Annotated in this window: 9 protein-coding genes and 1 pseudogene; 6 read left to right on the top strand and 4 right to left on the bottom strand. The window is 62.1% G+C overall.

Annotated features, from left to right (window positions below; all coding sequences use genetic code 11):
- Window positions 1–227: 227 nt before the first annotated feature.
- The 3 genes from M5C56_RS26365 to mexE are packed head-to-tail and all read right to left on the bottom strand — an operon-like array spanning window position 228 to window position 6100.
- A complete protein-coding gene (locus M5C56_RS26365) occupies window positions 228–1655 on the bottom strand; it encodes a TolC family protein (protein ID WP_103494847.1) in 1428 nt (475 codons plus the stop codon).
- Window positions 1652–4831, bottom strand: coding sequence for an efflux RND transporter permease subunit (locus M5C56_RS26360; protein WP_103494848.1), 3180 nt, complete (start codon window positions 4829–4831; stop codon window positions 1652–1654). The genes M5C56_RS26365 and M5C56_RS26360 overlap by 4 nt, the downstream gene beginning before the upstream one ends.
- 12 nt (window positions 4832–4843) lie before the next feature.
- Window positions 4844–6100, bottom strand: coding sequence for a multidrug efflux RND transporter periplasmic adaptor subunit MexE (gene mexE, locus M5C56_RS26355; protein WP_103494849.1), 1257 nt, complete (start codon window positions 6098–6100; stop codon window positions 4844–4846).
- Window positions 6101–6730: 630 nt separating this feature from the next.
- Between mexE and gltS the strand changes: the two genes are divergently transcribed.
- Window positions 6731–7942, top strand: a complete 1212-nt coding sequence (gltS, locus tag M5C56_RS26350) for a sodium/glutamate symporter (RefSeq protein WP_103494850.1) — start codon at window positions 6731–6733, stop codon at window positions 7940–7942.
- A gap of 59 nt (window positions 7943–8001) precedes the next feature.
- On the opposite strand, the gene M5C56_RS26345 is transcribed toward gltS, so the two are convergent.
- Window positions 8002–8916: a LysR family transcriptional regulator gene (locus M5C56_RS26345; RefSeq protein WP_103494851.1), complete on the bottom strand. Its 915-nt coding sequence runs from the start codon at window positions 8914–8916 to the stop codon at window positions 8002–8004.
- Window positions 8917–9117: 201 nt separating this feature from the next.
- Between M5C56_RS26345 and M5C56_RS26340 the strand changes: the two genes are divergently transcribed.
- From M5C56_RS26340 to M5C56_RS26320, 5 genes and pseudogenes are all read left to right on the top strand, one after another.
- Window positions 9118–10140, top strand: coding sequence for a zinc-dependent alcohol dehydrogenase family protein (locus M5C56_RS26340; protein WP_103494852.1), 1023 nt, complete (start codon window positions 9118–9120; stop codon window positions 10138–10140).
- Window positions 10141–10759: 619 nt separating this feature from the next.
- Window positions 10760–12259 carry a hypothetical protein gene (locus M5C56_RS26335; protein WP_247263368.1) on the top strand — a complete coding sequence of 500 codons (1500 nt, stop codon included), beginning with the start codon at window positions 10760–10762 and terminating at the stop codon, window positions 12257–12259.
- A 66-nt stretch (window positions 12260–12325) separates the two neighbouring features.
- The gene (locus tag M5C56_RS26330; protein ID WP_103494854.1) at window positions 12326–13744 is read left to right on the top strand and encodes a PLP-dependent aminotransferase family protein; all 1419 of its coding nucleotides are present in this window, start codon (window positions 12326–12328) and stop codon (window positions 13742–13744) included.
- 92 nt (window positions 13745–13836) lie between these two features.
- The gene (locus tag M5C56_RS26325) at window positions 13837–15486 is read left to right on the top strand and encodes a VRR-NUC domain-containing protein (RefSeq protein WP_103494855.1); all 1650 of its coding nucleotides are present in this window, start codon (window positions 13837–13839) and stop codon (window positions 15484–15486) included.
- Window positions 15483–16454, top strand: a pseudogene (locus M5C56_RS26320) (DEAD/DEAH box helicase); the annotation flags it as partial. The gene M5C56_RS26325 and the pseudogene M5C56_RS26320, both read left to right, overlap by 4 nt.
- Between the last annotated feature and the right edge of the window lie 103 nt (window positions 16455–16557).

Genomic DNA, 16557 nt, shown 5'->3' with positions numbered 1-16557 from the left:
CTTGCGATGAGTGTGAACGCACGATCTGTGCGCGCACTTACCGTACCCCTGGGCCCACTCCACCAGTAACTGTCAGAAATGACAGTTCGTTAGAGCAATTCGAAGCTGCTGAAATATCCAGCAACGCTATTGCCAGGGCTTATTCACGGACGAAAAAAAGCCCCGCGACCAAGGTGGCGCGGGGCTGAAAAAGGGTCGGAGGGCATCCAACCCCGGGAGGTCTTGAATCAGTTGCTGCTGGCGACCGTCTGTGGCTCGTAGCCGCCACCGAGGGACTTGTAGATCGCCACGATGCCGCGATACAGATCGGTCTCGGCCTGGGCCTGGCTGTCTTCGGCGGCCAGGCGTTCGCGCTGGGCATCGAGCAGGACCAGGAAGTCAGCAGTGCCTTCGCGGTAGCGAATCGCAGCCAGATCGGCGGCGGCACGGCTCGATTCGCTCTGGCGGATCAGCGAGATCAGCCGTTGCTGGCGCTTGCCGTAATCGCTGAAGGCGTTCTGGGTTTCTTCCAGGGCCAGCAACACTTGCTGCTCGTAGCTGGCCAGGGCGCCTTCGGCCTCGGCGTTGGCACCGCGCAAACGGGCCCTGACGCTACCGAGGTTGAACGCCGGCCAGGTAATACTCGGACCGAGGGCCCAGGCATTGGCGGCCGGCGAGCCGATCTGCGAACCGCGCCCGGCGGTAAAGCCGAGGAAGCCGCTGAGGCTGACCCGGGGGAACAGGTCGGCCTTGGCCACGCCGATCCGCGCGGTGGCGGCGGCGAGCTTGCGTTCGGCGCTGACGATATCCGGACGGCGTTGCAGCAGGTCGCCCGGATTGCCAATGGCCAGGGCCTTGGAAATCGCCGGCAGGTCTTTCGGACCCAGGTCCACTGTCAAAGTGTCCGGACGCTCTCCGAGCAAGGTCGCGATACGGTTGCGCTCACGGGCCTGTTCGGCCTGCAATTGCGGCACCGTGGCTTCGACCGCCGCGAGGCGGGCGTCGGCACGGACCACGTCGAGCTGATCGCCGACACCGGCGTCACGCAGGCTTTCGGTGATGCCCTTGGATTCCTGTTGGTTCTTCAGGTTGGCCAGGGCGATCTTTTCCCGCAGTTGCGCGCCACGCAGTTGACCGTAGGCATCCACCAGTTCGGCAATCATGGTGACTTGCAGTTGGTAGAGGTCGGCTTCGGCCACCTGCTGGTCGGCATCGGCGGCTTCCAGGTTGCGGCGGATACGGCCGAACAGGTCGACTTCCCAGGCCATGTCCAGGCCCAGGTCATAGCGTTCGCTATTGACCCGCTGCTCGGTGGTGCCCGGCACCTGGCCCTTGCCGAGGTCGGCGCTGGCACGGCTGGTGATGGTCGGCATGGTTTCGGTGCTGACATCGTCGCGGATCGCCCGCGACGCTTTCAGGCGGGCGAAGGCCACGCGCAATTCACGGTTGCCGGCCAGTGACTGGGTCACCAGCTGGTTCAGGGTCGGATCGTCGAACTGCTGCCACCAGATACCCTGGAAGTGCGCACGGTCATAGTTCTTCTGACCGGCGCTGCCATCGGTGGCGGCGGTGATGTTCGCCTTCTCCGTGGCCGGGGTCTTGTAGTCCGGGCCGACGGTGCAGGCGCCCAGCGCCAGCACCAGCAGGCTCGGTAGAAAGGCCTTCAGACTGCTCATTGTTGCGCCTCCAGCTTGAGGGCCCGGGCGGCTTTGCGAGCATCGCTGCGCTCGACAAAGCGGCGAATCAATACGTAGAACACTGGCGTCAGCAGCAGACCGAAGAAGGTCACCCCGAGCATCCCGGAGAACACCGCCACACCCATGGCATGACGCATCTCGGCACCGGCACCGCTGGAGAACACCAGGGGCACCACACCCATGATGAAGGCGAAGGAAGTCATCAGGATCGGCCGCAGACGCAGGCGGCAGGCTTCCAGTACCGCGCTCAGCGGATCGAGGCCTTCCTGCTGTTTATCCTTGGCGAACTCGACGATCAGAATCGCGTTCTTGCACGCCAGGCCCACCAGTACGATCAGGCCGATCTGGGTGAAGATGTTGTTGTCGCCACCGGAAGCAATCACCCCGGTAATCGCCGACAGCAGGGTCATCGGTACGATCAGGATCACCGCCAGCGGCAGGCTCCAGCTTTCGTATTGGGCGGCCAGTACCAGGAACGCCAGCAGTACGCAGAGCGGGAACACGAACAGCGCGGTATTGCCCGAGAGGATCTGCTGGTAGGTCAGGTCGGTCCACTCGTAGGTCATGCCGTTGGGCAGTTCGTCCTTGAGCAGTTTCTCGATCGCCACCTGGGCCTGGCCGGAGCTGTAGCCCGGTGCGGCGGCGCCGTTGATTTCCGCGGTGATAAAGCCGTTGTAGTGCATGACGCGGTCCGGACCCGAGGTGTCGCTGACCTTGATAAAGGTCGCCAGGGGGATCATCTCGCCTTTGTTGTTACGCACTTTCAGCTGGCCGATCTGGTCGGACTCGAGGCGGAACTGCTGTTCGGCCTGGACGTTGACCTGATAGGTGCGACCGAAGCGGTTGAAGTCGTTGGCATACAGCGAACCCAGGTAGATCTGCAGGGTGTCGAAGATGTCGCTGACGGCCACGCCGTGGGTCTTGGCCTTTTCCCGATCGATAGCGGCATCGACCTGCGGCACGTTGACCGTGTAGCTGGTGAACAATCCGGCCAGTTCCGGCACGCTTCGGCTCTTGCCGATGATGTTCATGGTTTCCTTGTACAGCTCGTCGTAACCCAGGTTGCCACGGTCTTCGATCTGCAGGCGGAAGCCGCCGATGGTGCCCAGGCCTTGTACCGGCGGAGGCGGGAAGATCGCCATGTAGGCTTCCTGGATCCCGGCGAACTTGCCGTTCAGGGCACCGGCAATGGCACCGGCGGACTGGCTCGGGTCCTTGCGCTGGTCGAAAGGCTTCAGGGTCACGAACACGATACCGGCGTTCGGGCTGTTGGTGAAACCGTTGATCGACAGGCCAGGGAAGGCCACCGCGCTTTCCACGCCAGGCTGTTTCAGGGCCAGGTCGGACATGCGCTTGATCACGTCTTCGGTACGGTCCAGGCTCGCCGCATCCGGCAGTTGGGCGAAGGCCACCAGGTATTGCTTGTCCTGGGCCGGGACGAAACCGGTCGGGGTGCTGGCGAAACCGAACCAGGTCAGGACCATCAGGCCGGCGTACAGCACCAGGGCGATGCCGCTGGCACGGATAACGCGGGTCACGGTACCGACATAACCATGGCTGGCGCGGTCGAAGAAGCGGTTGAACGGACGGAACAACCAGCCGCCCAGCAGTTTGTCGAGGACCTTGGAGAAACCATCCTTCGGTGCGTCGTGACTTTTAAGCAGTACGGCCGCCAGTGCCGGCGACAGGGTCAGCGAGTTGAATGCCGAGATCACGGTGGAGATGGCGATGGTCAGGGCGAACTGCTTGTAGAACTGCCCGGTCAACCCGGAAATAAAGGCCGCCGGGATAAACACCGCACACAGCACCAGCGCCGTGGCCACGATCGGACCGGTCACTTCACGCATGGCGCGCTTGGTGGCTTCCACCGGATTGAGGCCGAGGCCGATATTTCGTTCGACGTTCTCCACCACCACGATGGCGTCGTCCACCACGATACCGATGGCCAGTACCAGGCCGAACAGCGACAGGGCGTTGAGCGAGAAGCCGAACAGGTGCATGACCGCGAAGGTACCGATCAGCGACACCGGTACTGCTACCAGCGGGATGATCGAGGCACGCCAGGTCTGCAGGAACAGGATCACCACCAGGACCACGAGGATCAGGGCTTCGAACAGGGTGTGAACCACCGCTTCGATGGAACCGCGGACGAAGATCGTCGGGTCATAGACGATGCTGAAGTCCATGCCTTCGGGGAAGTCCTTCTTCAACTCGGTCATCTTGGCGCGGACTTCGTTGGAGATATCGATGGCGTTGGAGCCCGGACGCTGGAAGATCGGGATCGCCACCGCCGGCTGGTTGTCCAGCAACGAGCGCAGCGCGTATTGGCTGGAGCCGAGCTCGACCCGGGCGATATCTTTCAGGCGGGTGATCTCGCCGTCGTCGCCGGCTCGAATCACGATGTTCTCGAATTCTTCCTCGGAGACCAGGCGCCCCTGGGCATTGACCGACAGCTGGAAGCTGGTGGCGTTGGGGGCGGGGGGCGCACCCAATTGGCCGGCCGCGACCTGGCGGTTCTGCTCGCGAATGGCGTTGACCACATCGGTGGCGGTCAGGTTGCGCGATGCGGTCTTGTTCGGGTCGAGCCAGACTCGCAGGGAATAGTCGCCCATGCCGAACAACTGCACGTCACCCACGCCGCCGAGGCGCGCCAACTCGTCCTTGATATTGAGCAAGGCGTAGTTGGACAGGTAGAGCATGTCGTAGCGTTTGTCCGGCGAGGTCAAGTGCACAACCATGGTCAGGTCGGGCGAGGCCTTGTCGACAGTGATACCGATCCGCGTCACTTCCACTGGAAGTTTCGGCTCGGTACGGGTCACACGGTTCTGCACCTGTACCTGCGCGTTGTCCAGGTCGGTACCCAGGGCGAAGGTGATGGTCAGGGTCAGCTTGCCGTCGGCGGTGGATTGCGAGGACATGTAGAGCATGTTCTCGACGCCGGTGATCGCCTGTTCCAGCGGCGCGGCCACGGTTTCACCGATTACCTTGGGGTTGGCGCCAGGGAAGTTGGCACGCACGACCACGGTCGGCGGTACCACTCCCGGGTATTCACTGATAGGCAACTGGAACAGCGAGATGGCACCCGCGATCAGGATCAGCAGCGAAAGCACCGCCGCGAAGATCGGTCTTGATATGAAGAACTGGGAAAAATTCATCGTGTGTATCCCTTAACCGCGTGGAGTCGCTACGGCCAGCTTGGTAGCCGGTGCCGGTGCGCTCTTGGCGGGCGTGACCTGGGGCAGGTTGCTGGCTTCCAGGGCTTGTTTTTGTAGGGCCAGGGCCGCGAGGGTTTCCTTGGACGCCATCGGGATCACTTCCGGATCCACGGGCGAGCCAGGGCGAACGCGTTGCAGGCCCTTGACGATGATGGTGTCGTCCTTGTTCAGGCCATTGCGCACGATGCGCAACCCTTCGATTTTCGGACCCAGCTCGACCGAGCGGTAAACGGTCTTCTTGTCGGCGTCCATGACCAGCACGAACTTTTTGCCAAGGTCGGTACCCACGGCTTCGTCGTTGATCAGCACGGCGGCGTAGGTGCCGCTGCCGACCAGCTTCAGGCGTGCATACAGGCCCGGGGTGAAGGCGCCGTCGGCGTTGTCGAACACCGCGCGACCGCGAATGGTGCCGGTCTTGGGGTTGACCTGGTTGTCGACGAAGTTCATCACGCCCTGGTGCGGGTTGCCGGCTTCATTGGACAGGCCGAGGTAGACCGGGGTGGTCTGGCCACGTTTGCCCTGGCGCGCGAGTTGGGTGTACTTGAGGTAGACCCGCTCGTCGGCGTCGAAGTAGGCGTAGACCTTGTCGGTGGAAACCACGCTGGTCAGCGGGGTGACATCGGCGGTGACGATGTTGCCGGCGGTGATTTCGGCACGGCTGACGCGGCCGCTGATCGGGGCGGTGACGCGGGTGAAACTCAGGTTCAGTTTCGCCAGGTCCAACTGCGCCTGGGTGGCGTCGACCGCGGCCTTGGATTCCTGGGCGGAGCTGCTGCGGGTGTCGGCCAGTTCGGCGGAAATCGCGTTGCTGGTCAGCAGGCGCTTGCCGCGCTCGGCCTCGTTGGCGCTGCGGCTGGCGCTGGCGCGGGCTTGTTGCAATTGGGCTTCGAGGCGATGGACCTCAGCCTGGTAAGGACGTGGGTCGATCTGGAACAGCAGATCGCCTTTCTTCACCAGGGCGCCTTCGGTGAAGGCGACCGAGTCGATCTGCCCAGAGACGCGCGGACGGATCTCGACGGTTTCCGGGGCTTCGAGGCGACCGGTGAACTCGTCCCATTCATTGACGGGCTGCTCGATGACCTTGGCCACGCTGACCTTGGCTGCCGGCATCGCGCCACCTGCCGCCACGGGCGCTTTACCGCAGGCGCTCATCACCACGACCGCCAGGGCAGCCAGAGGGAAGCGCAAAAGTTTAAGTGACTGTTCCATGGGGGGAGTCCGCCAATCTATTGAGATGGGCGGATCATGCTGTGGCGGGGTGGTTGCGCACGAATCGAATGAAGCGAAGGTAACTATCATTCGGAATGATATCAATCCGACTCGAGCCCTCTAGCATGCGCTTTCCGTTAGGTTGCTATCTATTCCGGAAATGACAAATCACTGTTGCTGGGAATGCAAAAGCCCCTCTGGCGTCATCCCGCGGGGCGCTGTCGCGCAGGGTAATGTCGGGAATGTCGCTACCGTCTTGAAAGGCCCTTGCAACGGAGGACAGTTACACGGCGATCGATCTGGATATTCAGAATTATCCGGTCATTGATGGGAATAATGCCTACATCGCCTGCAAAAAGGTTCAGTAAAATGGCAAGTCCGACCGACGGGTCGGTACGTTAGCAGGGCGTTGTCCTACATGATCGGTAAACATACCGTGAGCCTTTGCAGGATCGCAATTTCAGACAGGGACCACGTTTCGGACACCCATTCATTCGCCTCCTTTGATTATCGACTCCGTTAATCAACGACACGAACACGCCTATTCAAACCTCGACATTCGGGTTGTCGGGGCGGCTCGACTTTGTCCAGAACAGGGTCAGACAAAAATAATTACCGAGGATTATCCATATGGTTCAACTCGACTTCTACGGCACACTGGTAGCCGCTTCGCTGGTGCTGCTGCTTGGTCGCGGACTCTGTCGCCGCGTTGGTTTCCTGCGTACCTACAACATTCCCGAGCCCGTTGCCGGCGGCCTGGTGGTGGCTCTGGTGCTGTTGCTCCTGCGGGTATTCGCCGATTTTAAAGTGAGCTTCGACACCTCTCTGCAAGTCCCGTTGATGCTGGCCTTCTTCGCTACAATTGGCTTGAGCGCCGACTTCAGCAGCCTGAAGAAAGGCGGACGGGTACTGGGTGTTTTCCTGCTGGTGGTCGTGGGCTTGCTGGTGGTGCAAAACGCCCTCGGTGTGTCACTGGCCGCCGCGTTGGGCCTGGATCCGCTGATGGGGTTGCTGGCCGGTTCCATCACCTTATCGGGCGGTCACGGTACCGGCGCCGCGTGGAGCTCGGTGTTCACCGAGCAGTATCGCGTGGCGTCGGCTTCAGAGCTGGCCATGGCCTCGGCGACTTTCGGCCTGGTGCTGGGAGGCCTGATCGGCGGGCCGGTGGCCAGGTTTCTGCTGAAGCGTGTAAAGACCCAGGAACTGATCGGTGAAGTACCGAGCATGCCGAAGGGCTTCGAGCAGCCCAATCGCGAGCGGATGATCACACCGGGTTCGTTTATCGAGACATTGGCGTTGATTGCCATCAGCCTGTTGGCCGGTACCTTCCTGAGCGAGCTGATCAAGGGCACGGCCCTTGAGCTGCCGACCTTCGTCTGTGTGCTGTTTGTCGGCGTGCTGCTACGCAATAGCCTGTCGGTGCTGGGTTGGCACGAGGTGTTCGAACGAGAGGTATCGGTGCTGGGCAATGTCAGCCTGTCGCTGTTCCTGGCCATTGCGCTGATGTCGCTGAAACTGTGGGATCTGGCGGCGCTGGCCTTGCCGATCTTTATCCTGCTGACGGCCCAGGCAGTGCTGATGGCGCTGTTCGCGATCTTCGTCACCTTCCGGGCGATGGGCCGCAGCTACGATGCCGTGGCCATGGCCGCCGGGCATTGCGGTTTTGGCCTGGGCGCAACGCCCACGGCGATTGCCAACATGCAGGCGGTGACCCAGCGTTACGGCCCGTCGCGGATCGCGTTTCTGGTGGTCCCCATGGTGGGGGCGTTTTTTATCGATATCGCCAATGCCATTGTGATCAAGCTGTATCTGGCGTTGCCATTTGTAGGCAACATGACCTGATGGATGGACAGGGTGCTGGATTGACGCTTCGGCCCGTTGTCGGGGGATCCGGGCAATCGTCAGAGGCTGTCCGGGTCGCCGCAGAACATCTGGATCCGCGAGCGCAGCCAGCGTTCGCCCGGGTCGTTGTCCTGGGAACCGCGCCAGGCCATGTGCAGTTCGAAGGTCTGGGTGTCCAGCGGCGGGTTCTCGGCCCGCACGCCACCGGCTGCCGTCAGCGCATCGGCGGTGTAGTCCGGCACGGTGGCAATGATGTCGGTGCCGGAGATCAGGGTGCTCAGGCCGTTGAACTGCGGCACCGCGAGCACCACGTGGCGCTTGCGCCCGAGTTTTTCCAGCTCGGTATCGATAAAGCCACTCAAGTCGCCGGCGAACGACACCAGGGCATGGGGCCGCGCGCAGAAGTCATCCAGCGACATCGGGCCGGGCATGGTGTCGGCCCGCAGCAATTTCGGCGAACTGCGGCGTAGCACCTTGCGCTTGGCGTTGGCCGGCAGGTCGGTGGTGTAGCACACGCCGATGGAAATCTCGCCGGAGCCCAGCTTGGCCGGAATCAGCAGATAGTTGACGCGGCGGATCACCAGGACGATGCCGGGCGCCTCGGCGCGCAGGCGCTTGAGCAACTGCGGCAGCAAGGCGAACTCGACGTCATCGGACAGGCCGATGCGAAACACCGAGGTGCTGGTGGCCGGGTCGAACTCCGAGGCGCGGCTGACCGCGGTGGAAATCGAGTCCAGGGCCGGGGAGAGCAGGGCGAAGATCTCCACGGCACGGGCCGACGGCTCCATGCTGCGGCCGGTGCGCACGAACAGCGGGTCATCGAACAGGCTGCGCAGGCGCGACAACGCCGCGCTGATGGCCGGCTGGCCGAGGAACAGCTTTTCGGCGGCCCGGGTCACGCTCCGCTCGTGCATCAGGGTTTCGAATACGATCAGCAGGTTCAGATCGACGCGACGCAAGTCGTTACGGTTCATCGGGCTCGCTTCACAGGATATTCACTGGCGGGGAAGGTCAATCTTACGGGCAAAAGTGGTTGATTCGCACGGAAATTTGAACTGTGTACAATGGTCGCCAATCAATGACAGGCATGTCGACTATTAATAGCCACTGATGGTCTTGCACGAAAAGCCCGGATAGAGTTCGTGGCATTAGAGGTTCATTTGACGAGGTTTGCGATGTCCCGCACGATCCGTTTTCACAAGTTTGGCCCGGCCGAGGTGCTCAAATGCGAAGAGCATACGGCCACCCTGCCTGCGCCGGGCGAAGTGCAGGTGCGTGTCGAGGCCATTGGCATCAGTTGGTATGACGTTCTCTGGCGGCAGAACCTGGCGTCGTCCCAGGCCCGCCTGCCGGCCGGTATCGGTCATGAGATGGCCGGTGTGGTCACCGCCATCGGCGATGGCGTCGATGACCTGGCCGTCGGCGACAAGGTCGCCAGCTTCCCGGCCCAGAGCCCCAACGATTACCCGGTCTATGGCGAGCAGATCGTCCTGCCACGCTCGGCCCTGACCCGTTACCCGGATGTGTTGACCCCGGTCCAGGCCAGCGTGCACTACACGCCGCTATTGATCGCCTATTTCGCTTATGTGGACCTGGCGCGGGTCAAGCCGGGGCAGTTCGCCCTGGTCACCGATGCCAGCCACTGTGCCGGGCCGTCCTTCGTGCAACTGGGCAAGGCCCTGGGTGCCAAGGTGATTGCCGCGACCAAGATCCCGGAAGAGCGCGAGTACCTGTTGTCCCTGGGTGCCGACAAGGTGATTGTCACCGAAGAGCAGGACCTGCTGATGCAGGTCAACAAATACACCGATGGCCGTGGCGTCGACATGGTCTTCGACGGCCTTGGTGGCCCACAGATGTCGATGCTCGGCGATGTCCTGGCGCCCCGTGGCAGCCTGGTGCTCTACGGCCTGCAGGGCGGCAACCAGACCCCGTTCCCGGCGTGTGCGGCGTTCCAGAAGAACATCCAGTTCTTCGTCCACTGCATCGGCAACTTCACCGGCAAGCCGGAACTGGGCATCGTCCAGGATCAGGCGGCGCTGCAAAGGGCCTTGCGCGATATCAACCAGTTGACGGCCGACCGGGTGTTGCCGCCGCTGGAAATCCGGACTTTCCCGTTCGACGAGTTTGTCGAGGCGCACCGTTTCATGGATGGTTGCCCGTGCCGCGGTCGGGTCGCGCTGCAAGTTGAGCCCAGTTGAGCTGACTGAAGCGGTTTGACATAACCCCGTATCGTTCTGCGATACGGGGTTTTTTATTAATGCCTTGAAATATTTACTAACAACTTTCCAGGCGTTTACTCGCGCCGAAAAATACCATCAACTGAACCGGTTTTTTGCCGGATTCTGTATCTGTTAATCGCCGGTTAAGTGCTGATAATTGAAGCGTCACTTACAGCTCAAGGAATGAGTTATGGTTCACTACCAGCCGCCGTATCGGAGTCTCGTTGTTTTTCGAAGTTTCAGGTCGAACTCTTTTGAATGCAACGTGTGGGATGTCTCGTCTTCAGGGTCTCGGGCGAAGATGGTTTCCTTATGTCGTTAAATTCTTGCGGGTAGTTAATAGTTGTAGGTCATTGTAAGAATATTCCTAAGATATTTTTATTGGCACGCAGACTCCCAGCGCTAACTGGCAATCCGTGACGTCGGTCATGCTCGAAAGCTCTTGTCGTGGGTGTTTCAGGCCTGTGCAATACTTCGGGTGTTGCTTGTCCGCATTCAGGATTATATGGGGCAGGCAATCTTCCGTCTGATCCGGCCGCTGCCGGTAATGCGAGCGCTGTTTGCCCGACACTGAACTCAAACCAGGTGTATAAAGGCTATGAGCTCCATTCATGAGCAGGCAATGAATTATGTTTATCAGCAGGTGTTGCAGCGTCTGATGAGTTACTTTACGCGCGCTGAACGTATTGCACTGCAGTTGTTGATTCAACGTCTGATCGTAGCGGCGGGCGGTATTGAGCGTATTGGCGAATTCAAGGTCATGGTGGCCCACGGCGGCGGCAAGGACAGCAGTTATACGCTGGCGTTCTTGCGGGCGGCGCAGTTGAGTATTGCCGGACGTTCGCCGGCCACCTTCAACCTGCGGGTCGCCACGTTGCGCCATGCCGGTGTGACGGCTACGGTCATGCACAATATCCACCGCAGTTACAGTGCCTTGTTTGTCTATGACGACCCCCGGGTCGAGTTGTTGATGGTGGATAACAAACATGTCCGGCCGTTCAATCATCGCCTGCCGATGTCGGAACTCAATCGCGATATCAACCGTCGCAATCTGCTGATGAGCGGCCACCTGACCGCGGGTGACGGGCGCGCGACCTTCTGCAATGGCTGTTATCTGTCCATGGCCGATTTCTACGAGCGCTCCAGTGCTTGGGATAAAGGCGTCGATGCCCTGGTCAGCGGCGAGTCGCCCCGGGAGCAGAAGCAGTACATGACCTGGTTGCTGCGGGCGACCGAGACGCCGGAGCGAACCTGGGCCGGAGGGCGGGCGCTGGAGTTCGACGAGGCGGTCAAAACCTGTCACGACCTCGGCCTGGATTATTACCGCGAGCTGTATGGCGAGGCCCTGGTGGAGCCCGAAGGTCCGGCCATCAGTCGTTCCAGTCGGGCCTCGGCGCCGATGCTGGTCAGCGTCTATGACCTGGTCGGTCGCGACCTTGAGGAGCGCTGGCCGTTGCTGACCGAGTTTCTCGGTTTCCAGTTCGATGACCTGGCGTTCCACTTCAGCGAATCCGATTGCGCCAATCCCTTGCTGATGGCCCATATGCGCGGTTTGCAGGCGCAGTACGTGCGGGGTTTGAGCTACGAGGGTGGCATCGGCGAGTACCTGCAACTGGCCGCCGCCATGATGCGCCGCAAGCGCATGCCGGCGCGGTTGGTGGAGCAGGCCATGGGGGCCTATGACAGCGACGAGAAGATCCTCGATCGACGGGCGCTGGCCAGTGCCTACGCACAAGAGGCCTTCGGCCTGAGCGAAGTGCAACTGACCTGTTTGTTGTTCGCGCCCTTCGTCAACCGTGGCCATGGGCTCGAGCTGTTCCTGCGCAGTTACCACCCCGGCATGCTGGTGGCGCTGCCGGACTTGCACAAGGCGCTGTCGGGGCAGGGGGGGGCCGAGCAGATCTGGCAATGGCTGAGCGAAGTCAGCGGCCTGACCCCGACCTTGCTTGGTGATCTCTACACCAAGGCCCAGGTGGACTTTTCCGGCGTCAGTTCGCTGATTGCCCGGGTTCGCGCCAGCGACCCGGACAAGTACCGCATCGACATCGTCAATCCCGACAACGGTGAAGTATTCAAAGAAGTCTTGTCGGGACGTTAAAAAGGATTGGTATTGATAGTTTCAGACACTCCCAAGCCGGGTGCGGATTCGTCCGTACCACAGGACATGACTCAACCCTTACCTGACAAGGGGCGTAAACACTCGGACTTCGCCTACCAGGCGGTCTACCGTTATCTGGTCAGCCTGATCAGTGAAGTCGAGACCGATGCCCGGGTCAAGTTGCCGTCCCTGCGTCAGTTGGCCGAGCGCCTGAATGTTTCGATTTCGACCATCCAGTACGCCTATTCCCTGCTGGAAAAGGAGGGGCGGGTGTACTCGCTCGCCAAGTCGGGTTACTACGCGCTACCGGTCTCCGGGGTGTCGTTTGTCAGTGGCAGCGCCGATGTGCTGGAGCGCCTGTATGTGCATTCGCGGCGGCCCGGTACCCTGGTGCTGAGCAGCGATGAGCCGGCGCTGCTGTTGTCGCTGGACAATCCGTTGCTGTTGCTCGAACGCGAGCTGGTGCGCCAGTACCCGCGCCAGCAGGCGCCACAGTTCCAGCCGTTTGGCGAGTTGGAGCTGCGCACCGCCCTGGCCGTGCGCTACACCACCTCGGCCCAGCGTTACTGGCATGCCGACGATGTCTATATCGGCGCGGACCTGCGCAGCGTGCTGGAAACCCTGATGGCCGCTATGAGCCTGAAACAGGCCACGGTGCTGGTGGAGTCGCCCTGCGATTGGGTGATTCTACGGCTGTTGCAGGCCGGCGGAGTCAATATCGTCGAGTTGCCGCTACTGGACGACGGTGGCTTTGACCTGATGGCCCTGGAGCATTTGCTGCAGACCCAGCCGGTCAAGCTGTTGCTGATGTCTTCCGGGCTCAGTGTGCCCCGTGGCAGCCTGATGCCCCTGGTACAGCGCGAGCACCTGGCACGGTTGCTGGAGCATTTCGGCGTCTGGTTACTGGAAAACGACAGCCATGGCGAGTTCGCCTTCGAGCCTGGCGGACCGCGGATGCGCGACCTGGTGGACCCTGATCGCCTGCTGGTGTTCGCCAGCTTCGAGCGGATCATGGGCGCCGAGGCGCCTTTCGGCTACCTGCTGTCCCGGCACCTGGGGGCGGAGTTGCAGCGGCATTTCCTGTTGCGTTCGTTCCGCATGTCGCCGACCCGGCAGAAGGCGATTGCCCGGCTCTACAGCAGCGGTCGGATTGATCAGCACCTGGCGACCTTGCGTCGTTTGTTGCAGGAGCGCATGGCGCATATGGGCGGTCTGCTACGCGAACGTCTGGCCGACAGCCTGGCGTTCGTGCCGCCAGAGGGGGGCGCGACGGTATGGGCGCAGGCGACCCGGCCAGTGGACATGCGCAAGGTGTTCGAGCGACTGCTGGAGCAGAAGATCGTCATCGCCCCCGGCGAACTCTTCAGCCTGCATGGCTTGCATCAGCAGCACCTGCGTCTGTGCAGCACCGCCAATGCCCACCGTCATCTGGACCAGGCCCTGGGCGTGCTGGCCGATGCCTTGCGCCTGGAACAGCTCGACTGAGGCGCCCTTTGTCCGTTTGTATTTGCCAGGGGCGGGAGGGCCTGTTATCTGTATGCATAACCAGCATTCGATAACCGTGGTCCTTCCCGCCTGTGACAACCCAGCCCCTCGACGATCCGTTCTACTACCTGAACAACTTCCAGCAAGTGCTCGACTGGCTGGCCGCGCGTTATGCCGACCTGTTGGACGCTCGGGAGCAGGCCTTTATCCGCGATTTTGCCGGCTTGCCCAAGGCCTCCCGGGCCTTGCTGGTAAGAATGGTGATGCGCAAGGGCGAGCACTTTCGCGCCGGCAAGCTGAACTATGCCGAAATCGGCGACCCCGAGCAGGCGGCGCGGCCGTTGCTGGTCCTGGGCTGGGTACGTGATGACGCGCCCCTAAGCCTGGCGCAGTTGTTCGCGGTCCTGCAAAAGGCCGAGGTGCTGAGCAGTTTCAAGGCCGATATCACCCAGCCCAGGGCCAACAAACCGGAGCTTTATGGGCAACTGGCCCTGCGCTTCGACGAGAACCGGTCGTTTGCCCGATGGTGCCCGAGCATTCCCGAACCGCTTTACAGCCTGCAGGTGATGCTCCTGTGCGACCGCCTGCGGCTGATGTTTTTTGGCAACCTGTACCAGGACTGGTCCGAATTCGTATTGGCGGACCTGGGCATCTTTACCTATGAAAAGGTCGAACTCCAAGCGTCGTCCCGCGGCCTGCGCAGCCGCGCCGACCTCGATGGCTACCTGCATCTGCATGCAGCCCGCGAGGCCCTGGAGGCCGGCGAGGAGCCAGGCCTGATACACCAGCACGTCAACCGGTTGGACACCGACAACCCCTGGCTGGAACGGCGTCGGGGCAAACTGCTGTTCCAGCTCGGGCAGCAGAGCGAGCGCTTGCAGGACTGGCCCGGCGCACTGGCGATCTATAGCGGCTGCAGCCACCCGCCGGCACGTTTGCGGCGGATCCGCGTGCTCGAACGCCTGGGCGAGTTCCAGTCGGCCATGGACCTGGCGTTGCAGGCACAGGACGCGCCCCGCAGCGCCGAAGAGCAACAGCATCTGCTGCGTATCCTGCCACGGCTGCGGCGCAAGCTCGGCCTGCCGGCGATTGCCCCGATAGCGCCGGTGGCGATTACCCGGCTGGACCTGGTACTGGTCAATGACCCGGCCCTGTCCGTCGAGGAAGGCGTCGCCCGGCACCTGCACGAACCGCAGGCCCCGGTGCACTACGTGGAAAACACCCTGGTCAATTCGCTGTTCGGCCTGTTGTGCTGGCCGGCGATCTTCGCGCCGCTGCCGGGGGCTTTTTTCCACCCGTTCCAGAGCGGTCCGGCGGACCTGCATGACGAAGACTTCCACGCCCGTCGTGCCGAGCTGTTCGCCGAGTGCCTGGGACAACTGGAGGACGGTCGCTACCGGGACAGCATCCGCTCTACCTTCAACGCCAAATGGGGCCTGCAATCACCCTTTGTGTTCTGGAATATCCTCACCCCGGAGTTGTTGGAGCAGGCCCTCGACTGCCTGCCCGCCGAACATCTGCAACACTGGTTCGAGCGCCTGCTGCTGGATATCCGCGCCAACCGCGCCGGCATGCCCGACCTGATCCAGTTCTGGCCGGCGGATAAGCGCTACCGGATGATCGAAGTCAAAGGCCCGGGTGACCGCTTGCAGGACAACCAGCTGCGTTGGCTGGAGTTCTGCCGCCAGCACCAGATGCCGATTGCCGTCTGCTATGTGCAATGGACAGTGGAGGAACCTTGACCTACCGCGTTGCCGTGCGCGCCTTGTGCGAGTTCACCGCCAAGGTCGGCGACCTGGACCTGCGCTTCACGCCGTCGCCGACGGCCCAGGAGGGCATGCTCGGCCATCGCACCGTGGCTTCGCGGCGCGCCGAGGGTTACCAGGCGGAACTGGCGGTGGAAGGGCATTACCGTCACCTCAAGGTCCAGGGCCGGGCGGATGGCTATGACCCGGGGCAAAACCTGCTGGAGGAAATCAAGACCTATCGCGGCGACCTTGCCGCCCAGCCGGCCAACCATCGCCAACTGCACTGGGCCCAGGCTCGGATCTACGCCTGGCTGCTCTGCCGGCAGTTGCAACTGCCGGAAATGAACCTGGCATTGGTCTACTTCGATATCGTCAGCGAAAAGGAAACCGTGCTGCGGGAAACCTGGAGCGCCGCGCAGCTTGAGGCGTTCTTCGTGCAGCAGTGCGAACGTTTCCTGCATTGGGCCGAGCAGGAGGCCGGCCATCGCCAGGCCCGCGACCAGGCAGCCCGGGACCTGGCCTTTCCCCACGACGCTTTTCGCCCCGGCCAACGAACCCTGGCCGAGACGGTGTACAAGGCCGTCAGCACCGGTCGCTGCCTGATGGCCCAGGCGCCGACCGGGATCGGCAAGACCCTCGGCACGCTGTTCCCGATGCTTAAGGCCCTGGCGCCGCAGCAACTGGACAAGGTGTTTTTCCTGACGGCCAAGACCCCGGGTCGTCAGTTGGCCCTGGATGCGGCGCAGGTCCTCTATGGGCGCTCACCCGAGTTGCCGCTGCGGGTGCTGGAGTTGGTGGCCCGGGACAAGGCCTGCGAACACCTGGACAAGGCCTGTCACGGCGAGTCCTGCCCCTTGGCCCGAGGCTTTTACGACCGCCTTCCCGCAGCGAGACAGGCCTCGGTCGGCGTGCCCTTGCTCAACCAGCAGGCGCTGCGAAGTGTCGCCCTGGCCCATGATATCTGAGAATCATCTGGCCGGCCTCCCCACCTCACGGAGGTGGCGCAAAATTCAAGGTGCGAACTTAGTCTTTTGCTGTGAGGAGGCCGTGATGAAATTCTGTGGT

The organism is Pseudomonas sp. MWU13-2862 (assembly GCF_023242495.1).
In the GTDB taxonomy this organism is placed as follows: domain Bacteria; phylum Pseudomonadota; class Gammaproteobacteria; order Pseudomonadales; family Pseudomonadaceae; genus Aquipseudomonas; species Aquipseudomonas gingeri_D.
Note: the sequence above shows the minus strand (reverse complement) of the source record. Positions and strands in the feature narration are given on the sequence as shown.

Bases quoted from the DNA above. Each gene is read 5' to 3' on its own strand.
- M5C56_RS26365 (WP_103494847.1), bottom strand. From the start codon at position 1,655: ATGAGCAGTCTGAAGGCCTTTCTACCGAGCCTGCTGGTGCTGGCGCTG.
- M5C56_RS26360 (WP_103494848.1), bottom strand. From the start codon at position 4,831: ATGAATTTTTCCCAGTTCTTCATATCAAGACCGATCTTCGCGGCGGTG.
- mexE (WP_103494849.1), bottom strand. From the start codon at position 6,100: ATGGAACAGTCACTTAAACTTTTGCGCTTCCCTCTGGCTGCCCTGGCG.
- gltS (WP_103494850.1), top strand. From the start codon at position 6,731: ATGGTTCAACTCGACTTCTACGGCACACTGGTAGCCGCTTCGCTGGTG.
- M5C56_RS26345 (WP_103494851.1), bottom strand. From the start codon at position 8,916: ATGAACCGTAACGACTTGCGTCGCGTCGATCTGAACCTGCTGATCGTA.
- M5C56_RS26340 (WP_103494852.1), top strand. From the start codon at position 9,118: ATGTCCCGCACGATCCGTTTTCACAAGTTTGGCCCGGCCGAGGTGCTC.
- M5C56_RS26335 (WP_247263368.1), top strand. From the start codon at position 10,760: ATGAGCTCCATTCATGAGCAGGCAATGAATTATGTTTATCAGCAGGTG.
- M5C56_RS26330 (WP_103494854.1), top strand. From the start codon at position 12,326: ATGACTCAACCCTTACCTGACAAGGGGCGTAAACACTCGGACTTCGCC.